Source organism: Prevotella sp. C0209C1 (genome assembly GCF_056583855.1).
This window is the reverse complement of sequence record NZ_JBWPJP010000017.1, coordinates 17,554-42,144: the sequence shown is the minus strand read 5'-3', so window position 1 is coordinate 42,144 and position 24,591 is coordinate 17,554. Positions and strand designations below refer to the sequence as shown.

Here is a 24,591-nt window from a genome sequence, read left to right as displayed (position 1 = left end):
ATAATTATCTTTCTGCCAAATCATCATAAAGACATTGCAAATAAGCCTTACCTATATTATTGTAATGCCTAATATTTATACCGCGCTTAAGAATCATCTTATTAGAAGTATTATCATAAATAATCTTACTTGTAGATGTTGCTATACCCCAAAGGTCAGGGAAAGTAAAGAAAGCGAAATGAGGACTCTCTGTGTCGAGTAAATCCTTAGAGAACAAAAACTCCTTATGAGATAAGCCTAACTGTGCAAGTAAGGTAGCCGCAATATCTTGCTGAGAACCATAAACACTAATACGTTGAGGCTCCTTAATAGATCCTCCTAACCAGAGCATAGGTATCTGGTAACGCTCAAGAGTAGAACTACTTATATCTTCAGGATAACAACCAAGATGATCTGGCACAAGGACGACAAGAGACTTGTTCCAACGACCACTTTTCTTTAAAAAATCTATAAATTTTCCTATACAATTGTCGGTATACGCAAAAGCGTTTAGCACCTTATCTTTCAAATGATGATATGGCACATCAAAAGGCTCATGCGAGCTACTCGTTTGTAACACCTGAAAAGTAAGTTGTTCGTCAGAAGGATTACGGTGCTTAATATCAGATATTAACTTATCAAATACATATCCATCAGGAACTCCCCACTTACTTAGACGATATTTTAAAGGAAAATCAACATCCGAAACAATATTTACAAAATCCTGACTTGTAAGATAAGAACGCATATTTGTAAAGTTAGCATCTCCTCCATAATAATATTTTAAACGATATTTTTGTTGCTTTAGAACACTGGATATAGATGGAAGCGTACCTACTTTCTTTGTAAACTTCATAATACTTGTTGTAGGCTGAGCAGGATAACCACTCAAAACAGACACTATACCACGATCTGTTCTAAAACTATTTGCATAAAAATTATCAAAGAAAATGCCCTCTTTTTTTAATCTATTAAGACAAGGAGTCGCCTCTGTTTGCATTATCTTTATAGAGAAGCTCTCTAAAATAAAAATATAAATGTCTAACTTCTTCGATTTTAATAATGGTTTGGTATTTTTACTAACAGTACTTACCATAGTCTTAAAAATACTATCTGCCTTTTCTTTATCCATAAAACGATATTGAGAAGCAAAATCTTCTTCCTTACTATAACTCTCCATCAAACTAAAAAGAGGATTTACAGCCGCATGATTTAGCTTCATATTTGTACTGAAATATGCCTCACCTATATTCATTACCGACACCTTCACACCACCACGAATAGGAATTATTAGTACTCCCATAAATAACAAGACTACAAACATTTGCCCCACTTTTTGCAAACTGTCTCTTACCTTAAAAATAGGAATTATACGTACAAAAAGCACATATATACCACTTGCCAAAACAAATACTATAACAAAACCTAAAACAACTCTCAACAAACTAACACTTGCAAAGGCATCAGAAGGTGAAGATATAAAATAAAAGAAAGGAGTAGTATCAAGAGGAAACTTCCAATATGGATAAAGAGCAAGATTAAGACAAAAAGATAACGAAAAGAGTAATGAAAGAAAAGCTATCACTATACGCCATATCCATAGCATTGTTTTACCTGAAAACCATACAGAAAAAACAGAAAGCAAGCAAGGCAACAATAAAAAATAACCTGCCATTGACATATCAAGCGAAATGCCATGCCACATCACCTGAAAATAATTAGTTATGCTACAATTTTTAAAAACACCATAATTAAATAACATAAAACATGGTTTTTGCAACACAAAAAGAAAAAGCCAAATAATATAATGTAAAATAAGACGTTTCAATGATATTTATTTTTTTATTATAACATTTATATTTCTACTACAGTGATACCAGTACCACCAAACTGTATATGCTCATCACGGAATGATAACACATTAGGAATAGTCTGTAAATATTTACGAATCATTATGCGCAAAATACCATTTCCTTTGCCGTGAATAATACGAAAATGACCTCCTCCCACAAGAATAGCATCATCTATAAACTGCTGTACACGAAGAATAGCATCATCTGTTCTCATTCCCCGTACATCAATCTCCTGTCGAAAGTTATTACGATGTTCATCAATAGTATTGCGCGTTAGCTTGCTATAATGATAAGATTGCAACTCTTTTTGTTCTTTACCAGAAACAGAAGACGAAACTCTTTCGAGGCGATTGATAGCTATCGTAGAACGCATTCCTCCAAAAATAACCACTGCCTGCTTACCTTTAATAGTCTCTACCCTACCCTCTGTGGTAAGCCCTTTTATATGTACGGTGCTACCTATAGTAATTTCTTCGTCTGAACAAGGTCGCAAAACAGATTCCTTATTCCCACTTAAAGTAACATTCTGCTTAATATTTTTCTCTAAAAGATGTTGTTTATGACGCTCTTTACGACTTTTAATACTGTCTGCTTTCTTTTGGAATTCATCATCAGTAAGTAGTCCATGAGCTTTAACCATAGAGGCTCCTTTTCTGTTATTTCTATCGCTCTTTACTACTGAAAGAGGTTCTTCTAAAAGATTAGCCTCATATTGTGCCAATTGCTCTCTGATACGCTTTGTCTCTTTCTTATCTGCTTGTTGCTCACGAATTTCCTTTATAACGTTTTCTATCCGTTTATTACTCTGACGAATAATCTCTTCGGCTTGCTTCTTAGCTTTGTCAAGAATTTCCTTCTTACTCTTTTCTAATAGTGCTATATCCTTTTCATATTGCGTTATACGCTTTTCCAGTTCTTTTTCATGTGCATGTATTTCCTGTCGTTTACCTTCCCAATAACGCTTATCACGCACTATATCTTGCAAATACTTATCGCTTTGAATATAATCGGAACCAACTATCTTAGACGCATCTTTTATTACTTCCTCTGAAAGACCCGTTTTACGTGCTATCTCTATGGCAAATGAAGAGCCAGGACGCCCTATTGACAACTGAAACAAAGGCTTCATCTCATGACGATCATAAAGCATAGCACCATTCATAACCCCTTTATGCACTTTAGCAAAATGCTTAAGATTCTGATAATGAGTAGTTATAACTGCCCATACCTTTTTCTTCCAAAACTGCTTTAATACTGCTTCCGCTATAGCACCACCTATCTGTGGCTCTGTGCCTGTACCAAACTCATCTATAAGTATAAGTGTTCGTTCTGAAGATTGTCGCATCATCAGCTTCATATTCATTAGATGAGAAGAATAAGTACTAAGATCGTTTTCTATACTCTGCTCATCGCCTATATCTATCATAATATCATGAAAAACACCTACCTTAGACCTATCACCTATGGGAACAGATAAGCCACATTGCAACATATATTGTATCAGACCTACTGTTTTCAAACACACCGATTTACCACCAGCATTAGGACCTGAAATTATAAGTAAATGCCCCTCATCAGTAAGATGAATATCAAGAGGGACTATCTTCTCTTTACCCAATCTTTGCTCAAGGAGCGGATGATAAGCATGTATCCAATCAATAATAGGACTCTCGCTTACTTCAGGCTCATAGCTATTAAAGATATTAGCCAGTTGAGCTTTAGCACGAATAAAATCTATCTGCCCTAACAGGCTATAACTATCTAATATTTCTGAAACATAGGGACGTACATTATTAGCAAATTCCTTTAAAATACGCACTATCTCACGACGCTCCTCGTTTTTCAATTCACGCACTTTGTTGTTAGCTTCCACTACTTCTGCAGGCTCTATAAAGACGGTCTTACCCGTAGCACTCTCGTCATGAACAATGCCAGATAACCGTCGCTTAAGAGCCGGAGCCACTGGTATTACTAACCTACCATCGCGCATTGTAGGGACAACATCTTTGTCAACTAAGCCTTCTGCTTGCGATGTACGTAATATATTATATAATACTCCTGAAATACTTCTCTCTGTCTGTTCCAAATCTCTACGAATACGCAATAGCTCAGGAGATGCCGCGTCTCGCATCTTACCAAACCTATCTATAATCTGTGCTATTCTTTTAACAAGCAATGGAAATGTAGAAATGCCATCTACTAAATTATAAAGTGCTGGAAAAAGGTGTTTTTCTTCTCCACCCTCAGTAGAATTGCTACGACTTAAAAAAGCAACTATTGCTATGATAGTTTCTAAAGAACGCTTCAGGTCAAACAGCTCTTCTATCTCCATCATAGTGCCTTCTAAACGTATACGTGATACGCTTTGGCGCATATCAAAGAAATAGCTTAGCGGAAATTCCTCATTACCTTTCTCTATACTTCTAAACTCACGTATCTCTGCCAACCATTTATTAATAATAGCAACATCTGTAGAAAACTCCATAGCATCTACTTGTTCTTCTCCTAAAGGCGACAAGCAGCACGCACGGAGCTTTAAGCGAACCTCATGAAACCCTATCTTGTTCTCAAAATTATTAGGATAAATCATAACAGATGAATAGTATATATTATAAATATATAGAAACAGATAATTATCTTAATGCTATTATATAACATTACAACCTAACAGCCACTACCGTTTAAGCTACACGAAGCACCTTTACTCTCTACATGAAGACCCACTTCTTCTGGATTAAACGTAATACTACCATCTTCTAAAACAAAACAAGGGATACAAACGTCGTTTATCTTTTTTAATCTATCAAACTCTTTCCTACTATCTCTTAACTTAAGAAACTCTTTAAGATAACGCACATGCTCACCTATATTAATTACTTGAAACTTTGGATTTCCTGCCACAAGCTTATCTATAGCCTCGCAATCAGGGCATGTTGGCATACTATATACTTTTATCATATTTTTTTTATCTTCTTTTTTTATCTTTAGAATATACAAAGTTACAATTTCCACTTTAATCTATAAAAGTATATGAAGAATATTTCACATCTTAAAAGTTTGTTTTGCTACTTATTTCATATAAGGTATGTATGATATGTTAAAATCTTATCTTATAAATATTTTTTATAATTTTAAGAAACACCTCTGTTTGGAATTATAAAAACAATTTATTACCTTTGTATTGTTATCCTGAATACAATCTTTTTGCCTTAAAAAGCTAATACCTATTGAAATGAATGCCCCATAGCTGTGAAGCTAAGGGCATTTTTTTTCATCTATCTAAATGATATTTTATTAATCCATCTATAGGTGCTGCTAATACATTTGTCAAATTATAACCATACTTTTCAGCACATTCCCTTAAAATCTTCTCAAACACTTTTCCTATACTCCCAACTACTGCTATGTTATAGTCCTTACTTTTTTCATAACGCATGATATTATTTTCAAAAAAAGCATTAAAATTTTGCTGCACAATATCATGTAAACCAAATTCATACAAATATTTGGCTATAAATTTAGATATATTTGCAAGATACCTGTTAGGTAATGTTTTACTATAAACGCGTTCTATTATTTCAGAGTAAGTTTGATGTGTTTCTTCTAAAAAAACATCTTTTATCTTTGAGGAAAGTTTCTCTTTAAAAAGAGCATTTAAAAAAAGTTTTCCTAATGCTGCCCCACTTCCTTCATCGCCAAGAATAAAACCTAATGGAGGAATATTCTTAACTATTTTATATCCGTCATATATCCCTGTGTTTGAGCCTGTTCCCATTATACAGACAAGACCAGGCAGCTTACCACAAGCCGCACGTGCAGCTCCAAGCAAATCGGTTGCAACGTTTATCTCTCTATCTATATTTTGCATAAAAGGATATGTAAACGACTCCTTTATAGCAAGTTCCAATACAATAGCTTTATCACCTGTACAACCTGCACCATAAAAATAAACCTCATCTATATCACTTAGCTCATTGCTAAATTTGCAAAATAATTCGTTTTGCAAAATACTTACTATTTCTTCTTTTCCCTGATAAAAAGGATTTATACCTTGTGTCTTAAAACGAACACAAGTCGTATCTTTTGCTTTATAATCTATAGTTTTAGGACATAAAGCCCAATCGGTCTTTGTACTACCGCTATCGGCTATTAATATCATATTATCTGAATTTTAGACACAAAGCTACACATTTTTTTTTATTTTACTATATTACCTTTTGCAAAACAGCATTTTGTTGTTAAAATAAAAAATATTTTCAAAATAGAAAGACTAAAAATAATACTTTGCTTACCTTTGCAACTTACTTAAAACCACATTCAGTTATGCTAAGACGTTTATATATTCTTTGCTTTTTTATAACGCTACTATGTTTGCCCTCTAAGGCTGTATTACAGGAGGATTCTTTAAAAAATTCGCTATCTGTACTTCGCCATGAGCTTATAAACGAACATTTAGAGCTAACAAAGCAGCTAAACACCTCTAAAATATTTAATGAACGCGTCATAAGTCAGCTTAAAGAGTTTGGAGATATGTCTTCTCAAGTCTCACTGATGTTATATTCTCAAAGTAATGATAATATCTTTGACCTTACTTATGCTTGCCAAAAAGCCATAGACCTTTGGCAAAATTTCCAAATACAAACTCACCCTTTCCACGAGGTTGTTATAAAAAGCAATGAAGATATTGCCCGCTACGACTCTCTTATAAATGTACTTAGTACAATGTACACCTTTAATATGGATAAACACATGAAGATAGATCGTAACGTGTGCCTTACTCTTGCTACAAGCAATAGAAGAATGCTCATAGAACGCAACGACTCTTATCGCGAATTTATACAATATTATGACTACAATAAAGGACAATTACAATCACTTGAAACTTATGCACAGAAACGTTATTCTGAAATACAATCAAGCATTTTTACAAGTAATGGACAAAACTATATCAAATTCTTAAGTACCTTTACCTACAAGCTTTCACAGCTCAAAAACAACTTACTCGAAAAGTATACCCCACAAAATATGGTATACTCTCAATGGGACGTAAGACGAATAAGTATGTTCTTGCTTTCTTTAGTCTTATATGGTATAATTATATTTATCCTCAATCTTCTATTTATAAAATATATCCTTACACGCCTCTTTAATCTTAAACGTTTCAAATCACTACAAGAAGGTTTTCTAACAAGAAGACGCGACATACTTATAACATCTACTTTAATATTTTTTGGTGTCATACTGCTAATTATACGCTTTTTAGCAACTAATGATTTAGTATACATGGCAAGTGGCTTGTTATTAGAATTTATTTGGCTAACAGCGGTCATCTTTGGCTCACTACTACTACGCGTAAGATCAAAGGAAGTAAGATATACTAACAGGCTTTACTTCCCTGTCATGCTCGTTAGTGGTGTTGTTATTATCTATCGCATAACTTTTATGCCCAGTGCGTTAGTTATTTTTTCTTTCCCCATTATCCTTGTTATTGCTACACTTTGGCAAGCTACCTTACTTTATCGATACCATTCTCATGTTTCTAACAAAGATCTTTATTTAGCATATGCCTCACAAGCTGTCTTTGTGTTTGCTCTTTGTTGCTCATGGATAGGATATTCTTTCTTAGCCGTACAATGTATTATATGGTGGATGATGCAGCAAACATGTATTCTTACACTAACTTGCTTTCGCAATTATCTTGACATATATAGAGAAAAATACGATTCTAAAAACGTTCCTGTACAAAAAAGATGGGCTTTACGCTTTATATATTATGTCATTTTACCTATAGCTTTAATAATTTCTTTCATAGTATCTATACTATGGGCTGCTGATGTTTTCAATCTGGGCGAAATTTCAAAACATCTATTTAATGTAAACTTTATTAATGGCTCTAATTTTAAAGTAAGTTTCTATTCTCTTGCCATAGTAGCATCGTTGTGGTTTTTATTCAACTACATTAATAAAACAATATGTGATGGTGTTAGGCTATATCTTGAAATAAAATATCCTACCTCCGCTTCCTCACGCAGTGTTATGCTTATAAACGTAGTGCAAGTAATAGTATGGGGTGGCTGGCTACTTATTTCCCTAAACATTCTTGAAATAAGCAGTACGTGGATAGTTGTCGTATCTGGTGGTTTGTCTACAGGTATCGGATTTGCTATGAAAGATATACTTGAAAATATTTACTATGGTATATCTTTAATGGCAGGGCGTATTAAGATAGGCGACTATATTATATGCGATGGCATACGCGGACGAGTTAGCTCCATTAGTTACACCTCTACCCTACTTGAAGCCACAGATGGCTCAATTATAGCTTTCCAAAATTCTCAATTATTTACGAAAAGCTATAAAAACATGACAAAAAACCATGGGTATGAATTAGATGGTATGCAGGTGGGCATTGCTTATGGCTCTAACCTAAAAGAGGTTAAAAAGCTACTTATAGATGCTATTTCCAAACTACCTTGTGTGCGCAAAAATAAGCCTGCAGTTGTGGGAGTTAAAAGTTTTGATGATAGCTCAATAACTCTACAAATCTATGTTTGGGTTAGCGTACTTACACATTTTGCTGCCGACAGTATGGTTATGGAATGTATATATGAAACGCTCAATGCTAACAACATAGAAATACCATTCCCACAACGTGAGATTACTATTAAAAAAATATCTGAAGAGCCTAATGTAAATGACTAATATGCTATTTTACTAAAAACTACAGCACGTTGACAAAACCATAAATATTCACTCTCTAAAAAAATGGCATATACATATATAAATTAAAACATAGTAGATATTTACAGAAAAATAACCACATTAATCTTAATAATAAGTAATATTTTAGTCCTTAAAAATCACTTATTCTACTATAAAAAGAAGCTATTTAAACAAAAAAACAATATCTACGCGTAGCAAAAATAAATTATTTTTGATTGCTTTTTAATCTATTTTTATCATAAAAATAAGTTATTTTTAATAGCTATGCTTATTCTTTTTATAGTAAAACAGCCTGCTTTTTCACTATAAAACATAAGCGTATTATGCCCTTTTACTATTTATCTGACTATAAATGCAAGATTATTTGATAGTTTTTTCTTATTTATTTATTTATAATCACAAAAATATTCGTAACTTTGCAAACCGATTATGGATTTACGAGACCTCAAAATCAATTTAAAGGCACTGAAAGATGGACTTACTAAGCTCTCTTTCGACCTTGACGATACTTATTTCGCTTCGTTTGAGGCAGATGAGGTAAGAGGTGGTTGCGTGCACGTGGATATTGATATAACCCGTGTAAAAGAGGATTTTTTTTCCATTGAGGTGCATGAGAAAGGTTGTGTTGTAATTAGTTGTGATATTTGCTTAGACTCGATGAATCAGTCAATTGAAGTAAAAGAGCATCTAGATATAACCTTTGGAAATAAAACTTCAGAAGAGGATAGTCTTATAGTGGTAAACGATAAGAACGGTATATTTGATTTTACCTGGATCCTTTACGAATTGTTAGTACTCGACATTCCTATCAGGCATGTACATGCAAAAGGAGAATGTAATCCTGTTATGGTAAAAAAACTTGAAGAGTATTCTTCAGTTTGCAATGATAAAAAAACTGATAGATCTATAGACCCACGATGGGAATCTCTATTAAAATTAAAGAAATAAGAATATATTAAATTAAAAGAAATTATGGCACATCCTAAAAGAAGACAGTCAAAGACTCGTACACTTAAAAGAAGAACTCATGATAAGGCAGTAGCACCTACATTGGCAGTATGTCCTAATTGCAGTGCTTATTATGTATATCACACAGTATGCCCTACGTGTGGTTATTACCGCGGTAAGGTAGCTATTGTGAAGGAAGCAGCTGAATAAAGCATGGAAAATATAAATGCGATCATAACGGGTGTTGCTGGCTATGTGCCCGACTATGTCCTCAACAATGAGGAATTGTCTCGCATGGTAGATACCAGCGACGAATGGATAACTACCCGTACAGGTATCAAAGAACGACGTATCCTTACGGAAGAAGGGCTTGGTACTTCATATATGGCTCGCAAGGCAGCAAAACTTTTGGTAAAGAAAACAGGTGTCGATTTAGATACTATAGATGCACTTATTGTTGCAACAACAACACCAGATTACATCCACCCTTCTACAGCATCAATAGTACTGGGCAAATTAGGACTAAAGAATGCCTATGCTTTTGATTTCTCTGCAGCTTGCTGTGGGTTCATGTATGCTTTAGACGTTGCTTGTAATATGATACAGAGCGGACGTCATAAGCGCATCATTGTAATCGGTGCCGATAAGATGTCAGCTATTACCGATTATTCAGATCGGCAGACCTGCGCTTTATTTGGCGATGGTGCTGGTGCTGTTATGGTAGAAGGTACTACAGAAGAAGGTGTGGGCTTAATTGATTCATATCATCGAACTGATGGCAAAGGACTTCCTTTTCTTCACGTTAAAGGTGGAGGGTCTGTAAGTCCGGCTTCTCAATTTACAGTAGATCACCGCTTACATTATACTTACCAAGAGGGACGTACTGTTTTCCGCTATGCTGTAACAGCTATGGGAGACGATTGTACTACCTTGTTAGAACGTAACAATCTTACTAAAGACGATATTGATTATGTTGTTTGTCATCAAGCTAATCTTCGTATTATAGAAGCTGTTGCAAAGCGAATCAATATGCCTATGGAAAAAGTTTTGGTTAATATTCAACGCTATGGCAATACCAGTGCAGCTTGTATGCCATTAGTATTATGGGATTTTGAATCGCAGCTAAAAAAGGGGGATAATATTCTCTTTACTGCGTTTGGAGCAGGTTTCGTTAACGGAGCTTCACTATATAAGTGGGCATACGACGGCTCAACTAAAGCTGAAAAGAAGTAAGTATATAAATAGTTTGAATATAATTTACTTTTAAACGCATCTTTCTTATTTTTTATAAGTTAGGTGCGTTTAAAAGTAAAAATAAATAGTAGAATTTCATTTTCTTTATTATGCATAAGGCTGGTTTTGTAAATATCGTTGGCAACCCTAATGTAGGGAAGAGCACTCTTATGAATCAATTGGTTGGCGAAAAGCTTAGCATTGCTACTTTTAAGGCTCAAACTACTCGCCATCGCATCATGGGTATTGTAAACACTGATAATGCTCAGATTGTTTTTTCTGACACCCCTGGAGTGCTTAAACCTAATTATAAGATGCAGGAAATGATGTTACAATTTTCCGAATCGGCATTAGCTGATGCTGATATTTTACTTTATGTTACCGATGTGGTGGAAGATCCTAAGAAAAATATAGATTTCTTAGAGAAGGTTTCAAAGATGCAAATACCTGTTATTCTACTTATTAATAAGATAGATGAGAGCGATCAGCAAAGACTGGTTATGCTGGTAGATATTTGGCATAGTCTTTTACCAAATGCAGAAATATTACCTATTTCAGCACAAAACAAATTTGGAACAGATATTCTCCTCAAACGTATTTATGAACTATTACCTGAAAGTCCTGCTTTTTTTGACAAAGATCAGCTAACAGATAAGCCTGCAAAATTTTTTGTATCAGAGATTATTCGTGAAAAGATACTTCGTTATTATGATAAAGAAGTACCTTATTCTGTAGAGGTAGTTGTAGATTCTTTTAAAGAAAATGAACAACAGATACATATTGGAGCTGTCATCTATGTAGAACGTAATAGTCAGAAAGGTATTATTATAGGACATCAAGGACATGCATTAAAAAAAGTTTCTACAGAGGCTCGTAAGAGCTTAGAGAGATTCTTTAACAAGAAAATTTTCATGGAAATATTTGTAAAAGTAGATAAAGACTGGCGTAATTCACAAAAGGAGCTAAACAACTTTGGGTATAATCCTGAGTAAATTTATAAAACTCTTTTTTATATTCAAAAGAAGTTACAATCATCTAAGACTTATTTTTATAAAATTTTCCAAGTGAAAGCTATAACTAATATTAGATAGAGCTTACTTTCGCAAAGTGCGAGAGCTGAGGAATGGTCATCCTTAGCTATATAATTAAAGGTGAATGACCTCACCTTAGCCTCTTTTAGAAATAAGAGAAGGGATAAGACTCATTAAGAGAATGGCAAATTTAGTAGCAATAGTTGGTCGCCCTAATGTAGGCAAATCAACGCTTTTTAATAGATTAACAAAGACACGCCATGCCATTGTGAGCGATGTGGCAGGTACAACTCGTGACCGTCAGTATGGTAAATGCTTATGGAATGGACGTGAGTTTTCAGTAGTCGATACAGGCGGTTGGGTAGTAAAATCTGATGATATTTTTGAAGATGCTATTCGGCAGCAGGTTCTTGTGGCAACAGAAGAGGCAGACATAGTACTCTTTTTAGTAGACACCGAAACAGGTATAACCGATTGGGACGAGGACGTTGCTCTTATTTTGCGTCGCACAAATTTACCGGTATTATTGGTTGCTAACAAAGTAGATAATATGGGAGAATATTATACTTCTGCAGAGTTTTACAAGCTTGGTTTGGGAGATCCTATCTGTATTAGTGCACAAACAGGTAGCGGTACAGGCGATTTGTTAGATATTCTTCTTGAGAAGATGACTGACGTTCCAGAAGAAGAGGTTGATGATGATATACCACGCTTTGCCGTAGTGGGGCGACCTAACGCAGGAAAGTCGAGTCTTATAAATTCTTTTATTGGAGAAGAACGTAATATTGTAACAGAAATAGCAGGTACAACACGCGACAGTATATATACTCGATATAATAAGTTTGGATTCGATTTCTATCTTGTAGATACCGCAGGCATACGCCGTAAAAACAAGGTAAGTGAAGACTTAGAGTTTTATTCTGTTATGCGTTCTATTCGCAGCATTGAAAATTCTGATGTATGCATACTTATGATTGATGCCACTCGTGGTATTGAATCTCAAGATATGAATATCTTTCAACTCATTCAACGCAATAATAAAAGCCTTGTCGTAGTAGTAAATAAATGGGATTTAGTGCAAGATAAAAATCAAAAGGTAATAGATACTTTTGTTAATGCCATTCGTTGTCGTATGGCTCCTTTTGTAGATTTCCCCATCATATTTGCATCAGCATTAACCAAGCAGCGTATTTTTAAAGTATTAGAAACTGCTAAGGAAGTATATAAAAACAGAAAGATACATATTGGAACAAACAAGCTTAACGAGGTTATGTTACCTATTATAGAAGGTACACCGCCACAGTCGGTTAAAGGAAAGTTTATAAAAATAAAGTATTGTTCTCAGCTTCCTAACACACAGATACCATCTTTCGTTTTCTATGCAAACTTACCTCAGTATATAAAAGAGCAGTATCGTCGTTTCTTAGAAAATCAGATTCGTGCTAACTGGAACTTACATGGGTGCCCTATTAATATTTTTATTCGTCAGAAATAATTAAAAAGATAAATATGTATAGGCGTTATAAAATAATTTTCTTTATAGCAGCACTACTCCTCACTATGCTTACAAATTGTAGAACAAACAACAATAAAGCATCTAAATATGAGCAAGAAGCTGCTCAGAAAGCACAATATTATTATGAACAACTGCGTAAAGGACATTATAATTATTGTATAAAAGGAGAATTCCGTTCGCAACATTTGCCAGTATCATACCAAAAACAATTAAAAATAAATTTAGAAAAGTTTTCAAAAGCACGTTTTAAAGATCAAGCAAAAATAGATTCCATTACTATTTCTAACACTTCTGCTTTAACTAAAGATAGCATAGTTAATGTTTATCTTGTTTTACATCGTGCTAATAAAACTAAAGATCAAATAATTGCTCGTATGATAAAATATAAAAACAGATGGCTAATGTTATAAAAAGAAGTATTGCTATCCTTTTATAAAGGCTTTAAAGCAATATTATTATATTGCTTTTAACTTTAATAAGCAGTAACGTTTCTATATAGCTTCGTTTATCCATTTTAATACCCTACACATATTATAATGTTCCAAAAGAGAATGTAAAAAAGGTTGATAGCCACGCAAAGTAACTATCAACCTTCTCTTTTAGTGGACTTGCGGAGACTCGAACTCCGGTCCGCACAAGGAAACCATATGCTTTCTACATGCTTATTCCAGTCTTTGGTTTTCGAGCATTGGCAAGACCTGAACCACCAACCAATGCCTTATCCTCTTAATTTCATCTTTGCAGCGAGGACTTACAAAAACTATTTCCGATTACCTGCACCGCTGAACCCTCAGATTCGGAACAACATCCTTGGAGCGATGTCTCGTCCAGCTATCTAATAACCGGATAAAGCCTGTAACCTACTATACTTCGATTAGGCAGCGAGAGCGTAATTGTTTTCGCCAATTAATTCTTTGACCACTCTGATTTAGGAGGTAGCCGCCGAGCCTCCGCATGCTTACATACCATTCCGTCTTGCCGTCAAATCCATACAAGCCCTTAGTATGCTTTACAAAGGTATACATAATTTATTGAATCTGCAGAATTTATACTACATTTTACAGTTTCTTTACATATATATAAGTAGCTAAAGAGCATTTATCAAGCATAATTTCACTTAATTTTATCTTATATAGCTGGCAATCATTCATATTAAAGAGGATATTCCTCAAAAGCATAAAGGACTGTAGAAAGATAACGTTCGCCCGTATCGGGTAACAAAGTAACAATCGTTTTATCCTTATTTTCAGGGCGTTTAGCAATTTCACAAGCAGCAAAAGCTGCTGCTCCTGATGATATTCCTACCAAAAGCCCCTCGTGCTTGGCTAACTGACGACTTGTAAGAATAGCATTATCATTACTTACTTTAAATATTTCGTCTACAAGATTACCACTATATATCTTAGGAATAAAACCTGCTCCTATACCTTGTATTTTATGTGAACCACTATGCCCACCGCTTAATACTGGAGAATCTTCTGGTTCTACAGCAACTATTTTCACTTTAGAGTTTTGCTCTTTAAGGTATTTTGCTACCCCACTTACTGTGCCACCTGTTCCAACACCAGCTACAAAGATGTCTATTTTTCCGTCTACATCATTCCATATTTCTGGCCCTGTTGTAAGATAATGAACCTCAGGGTTTGCCACATTTTCAAACTGTTGCAGTATAATACTATCAGAAGTTGCTTTATGTAATTCCTCTGCAGCCTTAATAGCCCCTTTCATACCATCTATTCCACGTGTTAATTTTACTACAGCTCCATATGCTTTCAATAGATTACGACGTTCTATACTCATCGTTTCTGGCATAGTAAGAATGAGTTTATAACCTTTCACTGCAGATATTAAAGCTAATCCCACACCTGTATTGCCACTGGTAGGCTCTATTATAGTTCCTCCTGGTTTCAAAAGACCTTTCCGCTCTGCATCTTCTATCATTGCCAAGGCGATACGATCCTTTACACTACCACCAGGATTAAAATATTCTACCTTTGCTATTATAGGCTTTTTAAGTCCCTCTAATAGAGAATACTTTGACAATTCTACAAGCGGAGTGTTACCAACAAGGTCTGTTAATCGTTTTGCTATCTTTTCCATAATGTTATATTTATCATATTAAATACTTATTTTGAGATACAAAGGTAGAATGTTTTTATTATATATAAAATACCTTATATGTGGTATTTTTATAATACTATTTATATATAAAATACCATTACTTATAAGAAGAATAGTTAAAAATTTGGGATAATACAAACTTTTCCTTATTTTTGCTCATAGACCTAAAAACAAAATAATTATGCAAATATATGCCGACTACATCAAAGAAATAGATATAGACCACCTTTGGAGCGGTACACATCATATCCTTTGGAAATTACATCGTAAGGTAAATGTCCTTAGTGGTGTTAATGGCATGGGAAAAAGTACTATTATAAATAAGGTGGTAAAAGGACTTTCACATAAAGAGCATTTATTAAATCAAATGCCATCTAACGTAAAATTAAAAGTCAGTCCAGACAATGCTACCACTGTGAGATATGATGTTATTAGATCCTTTGACCGTCCTTTAATCAACTCTAATGGTATTATACCTAAAGTAGACGTAAATTTAACTACTGAATTAGACTGGCAACTATTTCAGTTACAACGCAAATATTTAGACTATCAGGTAAATATAGGGAACAGAATCATTTCTATCTTACAATCTGGGGATACTGACGCTGCACAGAAAGCTCAAAAAGAATCTATGCCAAAAAAGCTTTTCCAAGACTTAATAGATGATCTTTTTACTGACACTGGAAAGACTATAGTTAGAACAGAAAACGAGATAAGGTTTATGCTATCTAATGAAATATTATATCCATACCAGCTTTCAAGTGGAGAGAAACAAATCCTTGTAATCCTATTAACAGTACTAATAGAAGACAATTTGCCTTATGTCCTCTTTATGGACGAGCCTGAAGTTAGTCTGCATATAGAGTGGCAGAAACGATTAGTAGATATGATTTTAGAACTTAATCCAAATGTTCAGATAATCCTTGTAACACATAGCCCTGCCGTCATAATGAATGGCTGGATGGATAAAGTAACTGAAATGAGTGATATTATTCAAACAGAATAACAATATAATAATAAACTATGGGGAAGAGATTAAATGAGCAGATTTCTTCGGCATATATTCAAGCTGCTAATAAACTAAATGGGCAAGAAAAAAGAAAAAGGATTGTAGTATATGTAGAATCATATGATGATATTTTCTTTTGGCGCATGGTGCTCACAAGATTTGAGAATGATAAACGTTACTTTGAAGTTATGCTACCTTCAAAGGAAATGGTATTAAAAAGAGGGAAGAAATCTGTACTTATGAATATAGTATCTAAACAAGCTGGCGAAAATATGATAGCTTGCGTAGATGCTGATTATGATTATCTCTTACAAGGGGCTACAGAAACATCAGAAGAAGTATGTTATAATCCATATGTACTACACACATACGCTTATGCCATAGAAAACTTACAATGCTATGCAGAAAGCTTGCATGATGTATGTGTAGCTGTAACTTTAAACGACCATCATTTATTCGATTTCCCTACATTCTTACATACTTACAGTCAAATCATATTCCCTTTATTTGTATGGAATGTATGGGCTTACCGTACAGGAAGGTTTAAAGAATTCTCTTTAACTGATTTTGATTTTATTATAGACATAAGCAGATTCTCTATAGAAACTCCTAACAACTGCTTAAACAAATTAAGACACAAAGTAAAACAAAAAATCAAGACTTTACAAAAACATTATCCTAATGCTAAAGAAAGCTATTTGAGAATAAAACATGATATATTAAATCTTGGCGTTAATCAAAATGAAACATATCTATATATACAAGGACATCACTTATTTGATAGAATAATAGTACCTATTATGAAACAATTATGTGATCAACTTATAAGAGAGCGTGAACGTGAAATTAATCAAACAGCCTTACATGATACACAACGTAGAAATGAGTTATCTAGTTATAACCACAGCCTAAAAGATATTATCCCTATGCTACGACGTAATGTCGGCTATATGATTTCAACACCTTATAAACGCTTAAATGCTGATGTTGAGAAATTATTAACACAGAAATATTAATGTATTTTATTGGCACAAAGCTATACATATTTTATTTTGAAAGCTATGCATGACTCTATTTGATAGCCCTCCATTATTAATAATAGAAAAAGCTATAACATGTCCATTAGCTGCAGTTAAATAACCTGCTAATGAACTAACACCTATAACAGTTCCTGTTTTAGCCCTAACATTTCGCGCAGCAGGTGTATTTTGCATACGTTTTTTAAGAGTTCCACTAACTCCTGCAAGAGGAAGAGTATTAAGAAGCGTGTTATAAATATCAGAATGTTGATAAGCATAACGTAATAATTTCACCTCCAACTCAGCACTCACATAATTATAAAGGGACAACCCGCTACCATCTGCTATCTTATATACTGACGGAACTAATCCTATCTTTCGTATAAGTTGTTTAATATAAAACCGAGCATTATTTGCAGATGACTGCTTATTAACTCCTTTATTAGATGCCAATTGATAAAACATTGATTCCGCATAAAGATTATCACTTGCCTTCATCATATGATCCATTATATCACTAATTTTATGAGTTATATTTATTATTTCTTTCCCTTTTGTAGGGAGATTCCTAATGCCATAACCATTAGCTATAGTGATCCCATTCAAATTTAACATATGATAAAAACTATATAAAAAATCATCTTTTTTATTATATAATAAAGGTGTCAATATCGGATTTTTATCGTCCCAACACCATCCCTGTCCAAAAATTTTATTATCTTTAAAAGATAAATCAGCATACAATGTACCTGTTATATGACGTATGCCTAAATTTTTGATAGCAGAAACAAATGAAGTCATATCTGATTTGCCAAACATAGGATCCATGCCTCCCAAAACATAAACATCCCCCTCTAACGATTGTGTGCTATCGTTTATGTTCCCTGTATAATAAAGTGTAGTTTGGTAATTATAAGCAGAAGATAGCTTATCAAGAGAAGCAATAGCTGTTATACACTTCATAGTTGATGCTGGACGTAAAAGAAGACGCTCATTATATTTAAAAAGTATAGAATCCTCTGTTAAATCCCATATCATAATACCTGCTTGAACAGTCTTAAGCATAGGACTTGTTAAAATATTATTCAATCGTTTAATAATATTTTCTTTCCATGATCCTATATTATTATATTCAAAAGAAATAATAGCACTATCAGCATCATCTTCTTCTGTAGTATCTGAGGAAAGCTCTTTAAACAATTGCTTTTGTGAGATTATTTCTGAACTGTTTTTAGAAGAATAAGCACATATACTATCTACACTATTAAAATGTTTTTTTGCAGATAATGGAAAGGATATAATTGCTATAATAAATAATATTACTATATTTTTATTTTTCATATCTATTACATATTAATATATTCATTCTGTTCTGCATAGCTACTATAAATTTAATTCTATTCTTAGGTTGGAAACTTATATATGTTTCATCTGTTTTTGTTAATACAACAATATGTCCCATTTGAAAAACTAAAGGTCGTGTTGTAATATTTTTTATATTTACAAGCGGTAATATTTTCTTTTTACTAAACCAACCCTCTTTAATAATAATTTCTTTGTACGTAAGCGTATATATAGTATGTAAACATCTATCAGCAGCAAAAAGTATTATAATAAATATCAACAGACCTAATAAGAAAAGAAGCATTCTATCATAATACCAAAAACAATACAAGTCGCTAAAAAATAGAATAAGAAAACTAACATAATCTATAAATGTAATTTTATATCCAAATATCTTAGCATCTATTTCTTTCATCACTTTATTATTTTAAGTGCTTGTTTTACCACTTGCTCTACAGGTAAATTTGCATCTTTGGTAAGAACTTCTATCACTACCTTAGATGATGATACTGGAGAAAATCCCAACATCGTAAGCGCAGATATAGCCTCGTCCTTAACTGCGGTATCAATATTTAAATTGTTAGAAGAAGTATTTACATAAAGCTCATTAGCAATACCTGCTTGAATTATCTTATCTCTAAGATCTATTATAATGCGCTGAGCTGTCTTTAATCCTATGCCTTTAACCGATTTTAGCATTCTTTCTTCACCATTAGAAATAACATTACACAATTCTGAGGGTGTAAATGAAGATAAAATCATACGAGCTGTGTTTGCTCCAACACCCGAAACTGTAATTAATAACTTATAAAGAGAGCGTTCCTGCTTTGAAGAAAAGCCATAAAGCGTATAACTATCATCTCGTCCTCCAGTTATAATAGCCTCATATATATAAAGTTTTATATCTTTCTTTCCCTGTATGTCACTATAAGTATTTAAAGATATGTTGATAGCATATCCTATACCATATGCTTCTACTATTGCTATAGCAGGAGTCATCTCTATTAACTCACCTTTAATATATTCTATCATCACTAATCGTATATATGCATATTAACACTCTTTGGAAAAATTATAAGTTTAAGAAAACTCGTTTTAGCCTTTAAAGAGGGATAACATATTTATCTTTTGCAAAGGTAAAAAAAAAGCGCATCGAATAACCTCGATGCGCTTAAATATTTATTATTAAAATATATTACTTAACGTAAATTACAGCCAAACGGTTAGAGGTTACACCTTGAACACCCTTACCAGTAGCGCTATCAATAACAACACCCTTGTTCTGTAAATACTTAGCTACCTCATCAGCACGAGCCTGAGACAAGCGATCATTAAGCTCCTTAGGACCTTCTGGAGAAGCTGTACCAACGATCTGTACATGACGACCTTCTGGAACCTTATCTAAAGCTGCTTTAGCATCATTTGTTAGATAATGTTTGCCCTGTGCAAATGTTACAAAAATCAAATCTTCTACACAAAGTTCTTTCTGAGCTTCTACAGGAACTTCCTTAACAACCTCTTTAATAACCTCTTTTGGCTTAGCTGCAAGCTGATCGCGTAAAGAATTGATTTCTTTATTCATTGCTGCTACATCATAAACCTTGAAATTATGAGTACCATTAGAAGTCATGAACTTATAATTAACACCAAGGAATAAGCCTAACTGTGCTGCGTGCTTATTAAACTGAACAGCATCACCAGGACCATGAGTTAGATTCCAAAGAACTGCTGGCTCAACATAGAACTGGAACTGCTTTTCATCACCAAAATTAAAAGCGAACTGCAAACCAGTCTTAGAAGTTAGCTCTGTGTCATCAAGAGTATTGTCAGGGCTAACAGCTCTATTGTCTCCATAGAAAATAGTGTAACCAATACCAGCTTCACCAATTAACTCAAATGCACGGTCTGGATTGTATTCACAAAAGATGTTTGTGAAATTCACATTACCATTCAAACCTACATTTAAACCACGTACAACTGTATGAGAATCCAACATACCAATACCACTACCTGGAGCACCTGTGTAAAAACCATTGTTTCCAAAGAAAGCAAGAGCCTCTAAGTTTGCACCAAACATTGGATTAAACCACTTACCAAACTTAAGCCCTGCTGCAGGGTTTAAAGGGAAGATAGTCTTGAATGTCATAGGAGTAACAACACCACCCTCTACACCAACGTAAACATTGTCTAACAACTTTGACTTCTCATAAGCAACTTGTGCACTTGTCGAAACAACGCCCATTGCAAGCATTGAAAGTGCGATAAATAACTTTTTCATAAAACGTTTAATATTAACTTATTATTTTCAGCAAATAATTTTTATAGCTGCAAAGGTAGTAGTTTTTTTTGAAAAAAGAGAAATTATGTACTAAAAAGATTTTTTCTTAAACAAAAATCTATCCAATATGTAAAATTCTACAACTCCTATTAATTATACTTTTTCTCATTATGCCTTTCCTTATACCATTAAAAATAGCGTATATATACCTGTTATAGATATATACACGCTACCATTTTATATAATCTATTATCACCTATTAGGAATTATCCAAAAAGCAAAAATCCTATTTTTTATAGGTAGCATATATTCTTTTAGAGGCCATTCACCCCAACTATTAATACCTCCAACACCCATCATATCAGCATCGAGGGTTATATTAGTAAATTTAGAAAGTGGAACTTGATAGCTATGAGCTTGACACTTATTAAGCCCTGCATCTAAATTGTCTATATCATAATGTAAGATACTTGTAAGCATTGTTCCTTTCAAAGGAATGAAAGTTAGACCATTATTTTTATTATCATATACAGTTAATTCTCTTACGTCCGACTTAGTTCCTGTTTCTTGTGGTCTTATATATGGGAAAAACTCTTTATCTGCATTACTATTATATATACCTATGAGCTGAGAATTCTTTCTATCGGGATAATTTTCTATCGGACCACGACCATAATACGTTATATTACTCATTTCATATGGCACTTGCATTATCATACCAAACCTAGGCATATAACCAAACTCTTGTTTACCTTCTGAAATCATATTCATATTAACAAGCAGTTTGTTTTCATTATCAATAATATAAGAAATATCTAAACTACAGCCCGTATTCTCTATTTGATACTTTGCAAAAACGCCTCTATGTACCTTATCATAATGTATATCTTTTAATTTTAATATAGGATTATGCCATTGTATCATCTTTATCTGAAACTGACTACCCATATCATTGTCTGTAACAGCACGCCAAAAGTTTGGTTTTAACGTACCTTTATTACCTAAATAACTTATACCATTAACAACATATTGTGAAATATATCCAGTAGTCCTATCAAATTCCAAATATAGTCCTTTCTTATTTGTAATAATAATTGGTTTTTTAGGTTTATCTATTACCTTTAACTTGTCCTTTGCCGTAGTAGGTTTATCTTTCGCTAATGGGCTATATTCTCCTTGTATATAAAACTGGTTATAAGCCACTCGTTGTCCTTTCTTCATTAATGGCTCAGCTTCTTTCAATACAAATTCTACATTTAACAAAACTTCTCCTGCCACCTCTGGCAATTGATAAGGCAAAGTAAAATCTACAGTTTGCTGGGGCTGAACATCTATATTATTGATTACGCCTGAAGAAAACTTTTTACCATCAATCAAAAGAGTCCATACAAGAGCATAATCACTTAAATCACGAAAGAAAAACTCATTATATACAACTATCTTACCTTTTTTAAGATCAATAGGTTTTGTCCAAATATTCTGATATTCATAACCAAGCTCATAAGCATGAGGGTTTAACTGTCTATCCGGACCTATTAAACCATTACAGTTGAAATTATTATCAGATGGATCATGCTTATTAAAATCTCCTCCATAGGTATATTGAGTTTTACTTGATACTTGTTGAGCTTCTTGTTCAAGCTGTGCCAACGACTTATTTGCATCATATCTTGGGGTTAAATGTAGAGCTTGATCTACAAAATCCCAATCAAACCCACCTTGATATATAGGATATTTTCGTATTAAATCCCAGTATTCTTTTAATCCTCCTCCAGAATTTCCCATAGTATGATTATACTCACACTGTATTAAAGGCCGAGTGTTTCTTTCGTCTAACGCATAAGCCTCACAATCTGTAGGGGATAGATACATAGGACAAAAAATATCAGTAGCATAACCATTTCTTTCTGCTCGCTCAAACTGTACTACACGACTTTTATCCTGCGATTTTATCCAATCAAAAACAACATCAAAATTCTTACTATAACAAGTTTCATTACCCAAGCTCCAAAATATAATGCTGGGATGATTAAATAATGTCTCTACATTATGCTGATTTCTCTCCATTATTTGTTTAGCGAACATAGGTTGAGCCGTAGGTGCATCTTTGCTATATCCAAAGCCATGACTTTCCATGTTAGCTTCTGCAACAACATAAAAACCCAACTCATCGCAAAGATCATACCACTGTGGATCATCAGGATAATGGCATGTTCTTACAGCATTAACATTAAGCTGCTTCATGATTTTCAAATCCTGCAACATACGTTCACGCGAAACATTATAACCTCCATCAGGATCCATCTCATGGCGATTTACTCCTTTTATCAATATAGGTTTCCCATTTACCAAAACTTGTTTATTCTTTATCTCTACTTTTCTAAATCCTACTTGCTGTGGGATAATCTCTACCACCTTATTACTTTTAGGATCTATTGTGGCAACTTCCAATCTATATAAATAAGGTGTTTCTGCTGTCCATTTATTTGGATTACTTACTTTAAATAAAGTCTCAACTATACCTTTCTTATTTCCAAGTTTCAAAGAAGAGGCTACTTCTTTACCCATCTTATCCTTTAAAGTAAAACGAAGTTTAGCATTCCCACTCACATTAGCCTTAATATATAACGTTCCGTCTGAATAGTTGTTAATTAAGTCTGGGGTTATCTTTATATTATCCAAATGAATTTTCTTGTCCCTTGCATATAAATAACAATCGCGTGCTATACCACTCAAACGCCAAAAATCCTGATCCTCGCAATAACTTCCATCACACCATCTAAACACTTGAAAAGCTATTTGGTTCTCACCTTTTTTTAAATATGGAGTTATATCAAATTCTGCTGCTACCTTTGAATCCTCAGCGTAACCTACATACTTACCATTTATCCATAGATAAATACATGATGTAACAGACCCAAAGTGAGCTATCACCTGCTTGCCGTCCCAATTATCAGGAATATTTATAGTTTTTCTATATGATCCTACATGATTATCTTTTATAGGAGTATATGGAGGGTTGTTCTTAAAATTTCCTCTCCAAGCAAAACCCACATTAAGATATACAGGGTCGCCAAACCCATTTACTTCCCATATAGCAGGTACGTTTATAGTACCCCATTTAGAATCATTAAAAGTTGTTTCGTAAAAATTAGTTGGACGTTGATCAGCGTTTTCTACCCACTTAAATTTCCATTTACCATTTAACGACATATAATTACCCGACTCCTTAGGATTTATATTATCTAATCCTTTATCATTAGGCTTAAAAGCAAAGAAATTGGTATGTAAAGGAAAACGATTAACAGCATTAATCTGTAAATTTTGCCGTTCATTAAATGTTGGTTCCACATCTTGCGAATGTGCAAACGTATAGCTACATATAAATAAGCAAGTAAGAAATAATAATTTTTTTTTGTTCATTATATAGGTTTATTTGTTTATATTATCAAGTAAAAATTATATGCGCAAAGGTAATAAAAATCAAAGAGATATTAAATATCTCTGTTACTTTTTATATTCAATCTTTGTTGATAA

19 protein-coding genes and 1 other RNA gene are annotated in these 24,591 nt (G+C 33.6%); 9 read left to right on the top strand and 11 right to left on the bottom strand.

Features of this window, described 5'->3' with window-relative positions; translation table 11 throughout:
* Positions 1 to 4: 4 nt before the first annotated feature.
* The 4 genes from AC1DCD_RS06120 to AC1DCD_RS06105 all read right to left on the bottom strand — a co-directional run bounded on the left by AC1DCD_RS06120 (position 5) and on the right by AC1DCD_RS06105 (position 5,991).
* Positions 5 to 1,741 carry an LTA synthase family protein gene (locus tag AC1DCD_RS06120; RefSeq protein ID WP_464640857.1) on the bottom strand — a complete coding sequence of 579 codons (1,737 nt, stop codon included), beginning with the start codon at positions 1,739 to 1,741 and terminating at the stop codon, positions 5 to 7.
* Positions 1,742 to 1,833: 92 nt separating this feature from the next.
* Positions 1,834 to 4,422, bottom strand: a complete 2,589-nt coding sequence (locus AC1DCD_RS06115; protein ID WP_464640855.1) for an endonuclease MutS2 — start codon at positions 4,420 to 4,422, stop codon at positions 1,834 to 1,836.
* A gap of 74 nt (positions 4,423 to 4,496) precedes the next feature.
* Positions 4,497 to 4,790 (bottom strand): glutaredoxin, encoded by a 294-nt coding sequence (locus AC1DCD_RS06110; protein WP_008446780.1) that lies wholly within the window; start codon positions 4,788 to 4,790, stop codon positions 4,497 to 4,499.
* Between the two features lie 313 nt (positions 4,791 to 5,103).
* Entirely contained in the window at positions 5,104 to 5,991 is an 888-nt protein-coding gene (locus AC1DCD_RS06105; RefSeq protein WP_464640853.1) for an ATPase, read from the bottom strand.
* 164 nt (positions 5,992 to 6,155) lie between these two features.
* Here AC1DCD_RS06105 and AC1DCD_RS06100 point away from each other — a divergent pair, with 164 nt between their 5' ends.
* The 7 genes from AC1DCD_RS06100 to AC1DCD_RS06070 all read left to right on the top strand — a co-directional run bounded on the left by AC1DCD_RS06100 (position 6,156) and on the right by AC1DCD_RS06070 (position 13,693).
* Positions 6,156 to 8,534 (top strand): mechanosensitive ion channel family protein, encoded by a 2,379-nt coding sequence (locus AC1DCD_RS06100; RefSeq protein WP_464640851.1) that lies wholly within the window; start codon positions 6,156 to 6,158, stop codon positions 8,532 to 8,534.
* A gap of 450 nt (positions 8,535 to 8,984) precedes the next feature.
* A complete protein-coding gene (locus AC1DCD_RS06095) occupies positions 8,985 to 9,503 on the top strand; it encodes a YceD family protein (protein ID WP_464640849.1) in 519 nt (172 codons plus the stop codon).
* Positions 9,504 to 9,527: 24 nt separating this feature from the next.
* Positions 9,528 to 9,713: a 50S ribosomal protein L32 gene (rpmF, locus tag AC1DCD_RS06090; protein ID WP_008446760.1), complete on the top strand. Its 186-nt coding sequence runs from the start codon at positions 9,528 to 9,530 to the stop codon at positions 9,711 to 9,713.
* Between the two features lie 3 nt (positions 9,714 to 9,716).
* Positions 9,717 to 10,736, top strand: a complete 1,020-nt coding sequence (locus AC1DCD_RS06085; protein WP_008446830.1) for a beta-ketoacyl-ACP synthase III — start codon at positions 9,717 to 9,719, stop codon at positions 10,734 to 10,736.
* A 110-nt stretch (positions 10,737 to 10,846) separates the two neighbouring features.
* A complete protein-coding gene (gene era / locus AC1DCD_RS06080; protein ID WP_019035975.1) occupies positions 10,847 to 11,728 on the top strand; it encodes a GTPase Era in 882 nt (293 codons plus the stop codon).
* A gap of 220 nt (positions 11,729 to 11,948) precedes the next feature.
* Positions 11,949 to 13,262 carry a ribosome biogenesis GTPase Der gene (der, locus tag AC1DCD_RS06075; RefSeq protein WP_019035976.1) on the top strand — a complete coding sequence of 438 codons (1,314 nt, stop codon included), beginning with the start codon at positions 11,949 to 11,951 and terminating at the stop codon, positions 13,260 to 13,262.
* Between the two features lie 65 nt (positions 13,263 to 13,327).
* Positions 13,328 to 13,693: a hypothetical protein gene (locus AC1DCD_RS06070; RefSeq protein WP_464653008.1), complete on the top strand. Its 366-nt coding sequence runs from the start codon at positions 13,328 to 13,330 to the stop codon at positions 13,691 to 13,693.
* Positions 13,694 to 13,883: 190 nt separating this feature from the next.
* On the opposite strand, the gene ssrA is transcribed toward AC1DCD_RS06070, so the two are convergent.
* Positions 13,884 to 14,282: a transfer-messenger RNA gene (gene ssrA, locus AC1DCD_RS06065) on the bottom strand.
* A 153-nt stretch (positions 14,283 to 14,435) separates the two neighbouring features.
* Complete coding sequence (gene cysK, locus AC1DCD_RS06060) at positions 14,436 to 15,383, bottom strand: cysteine synthase A (protein ID WP_464640844.1); 948 nt, start codon at positions 15,381 to 15,383, stop codon at positions 14,436 to 14,438.
* 202 nt (positions 15,384 to 15,585) lie between these two features.
* On the opposite strand from cysK, the gene AC1DCD_RS06055 reads away from it, so the two are divergent.
* Together AC1DCD_RS06055 and AC1DCD_RS06050 are read left to right on the top strand one after the other, a co-directional pair.
* Positions 15,586 to 16,410: an AAA family ATPase gene (locus AC1DCD_RS06055; protein WP_019035979.1), complete on the top strand. Its 825-nt coding sequence runs from the start codon at positions 15,586 to 15,588 to the stop codon at positions 16,408 to 16,410.
* A gap of 17 nt (positions 16,411 to 16,427) precedes the next feature.
* The gene (locus tag AC1DCD_RS06050) at positions 16,428 to 17,429 is read left to right on the top strand and encodes a DUF4435 domain-containing protein (protein ID WP_036855614.1); all 1,002 of its coding nucleotides are present in this window, start codon (positions 16,428 to 16,430) and stop codon (positions 17,427 to 17,429) included.
* A 6-nt stretch (positions 17,430 to 17,435) separates the two neighbouring features.
* Here the strand turns inward: AC1DCD_RS06050 and dacB are convergent, their stop codons facing one another.
* The 5 genes from dacB to AC1DCD_RS06025 all read right to left on the bottom strand — a co-directional run bounded on the left by dacB (position 17,436) and on the right by AC1DCD_RS06025 (position 24,477).
* Positions 17,436 to 18,773, bottom strand: a complete 1,338-nt coding sequence (dacB, locus tag AC1DCD_RS06045; RefSeq protein WP_464640842.1) for a D-alanyl-D-alanine carboxypeptidase/D-alanyl-D-alanine endopeptidase — start codon at positions 18,771 to 18,773, stop codon at positions 17,436 to 17,438.
* Complete coding sequence (locus AC1DCD_RS06040) at positions 18,763 to 19,191, bottom strand: PH domain-containing protein (RefSeq protein WP_353585616.1); 429 nt, start codon at positions 19,189 to 19,191, stop codon at positions 18,763 to 18,765. Before AC1DCD_RS06040 ends, dacB begins: the two co-directional genes overlap by 11 nt.
* Positions 19,191 to 19,808, bottom strand: coding sequence for a Holliday junction branch migration protein RuvA (gene ruvA / locus AC1DCD_RS06035; protein WP_353585615.1), 618 nt, complete (start codon positions 19,806 to 19,808; stop codon positions 19,191 to 19,193). The genes AC1DCD_RS06040 and ruvA overlap by 1 nt, the downstream gene beginning before the upstream one ends.
* Before the next feature lie 163 nt (positions 19,809 to 19,971).
* A complete protein-coding gene (locus AC1DCD_RS06030) occupies positions 19,972 to 21,054 on the bottom strand; it encodes an OmpA family protein (protein WP_353585614.1) in 1,083 nt (360 codons plus the stop codon).
* A gap of 252 nt (positions 21,055 to 21,306) precedes the next feature.
* Positions 21,307 to 24,477: a glycoside hydrolase family 2 TIM barrel-domain containing protein gene (locus AC1DCD_RS06025; RefSeq protein WP_464640839.1), complete on the bottom strand. Its 3,171-nt coding sequence runs from the start codon at positions 24,475 to 24,477 to the stop codon at positions 21,307 to 21,309.
* Between the last annotated feature and the right edge of the window lie 114 nt (positions 24,478 to 24,591).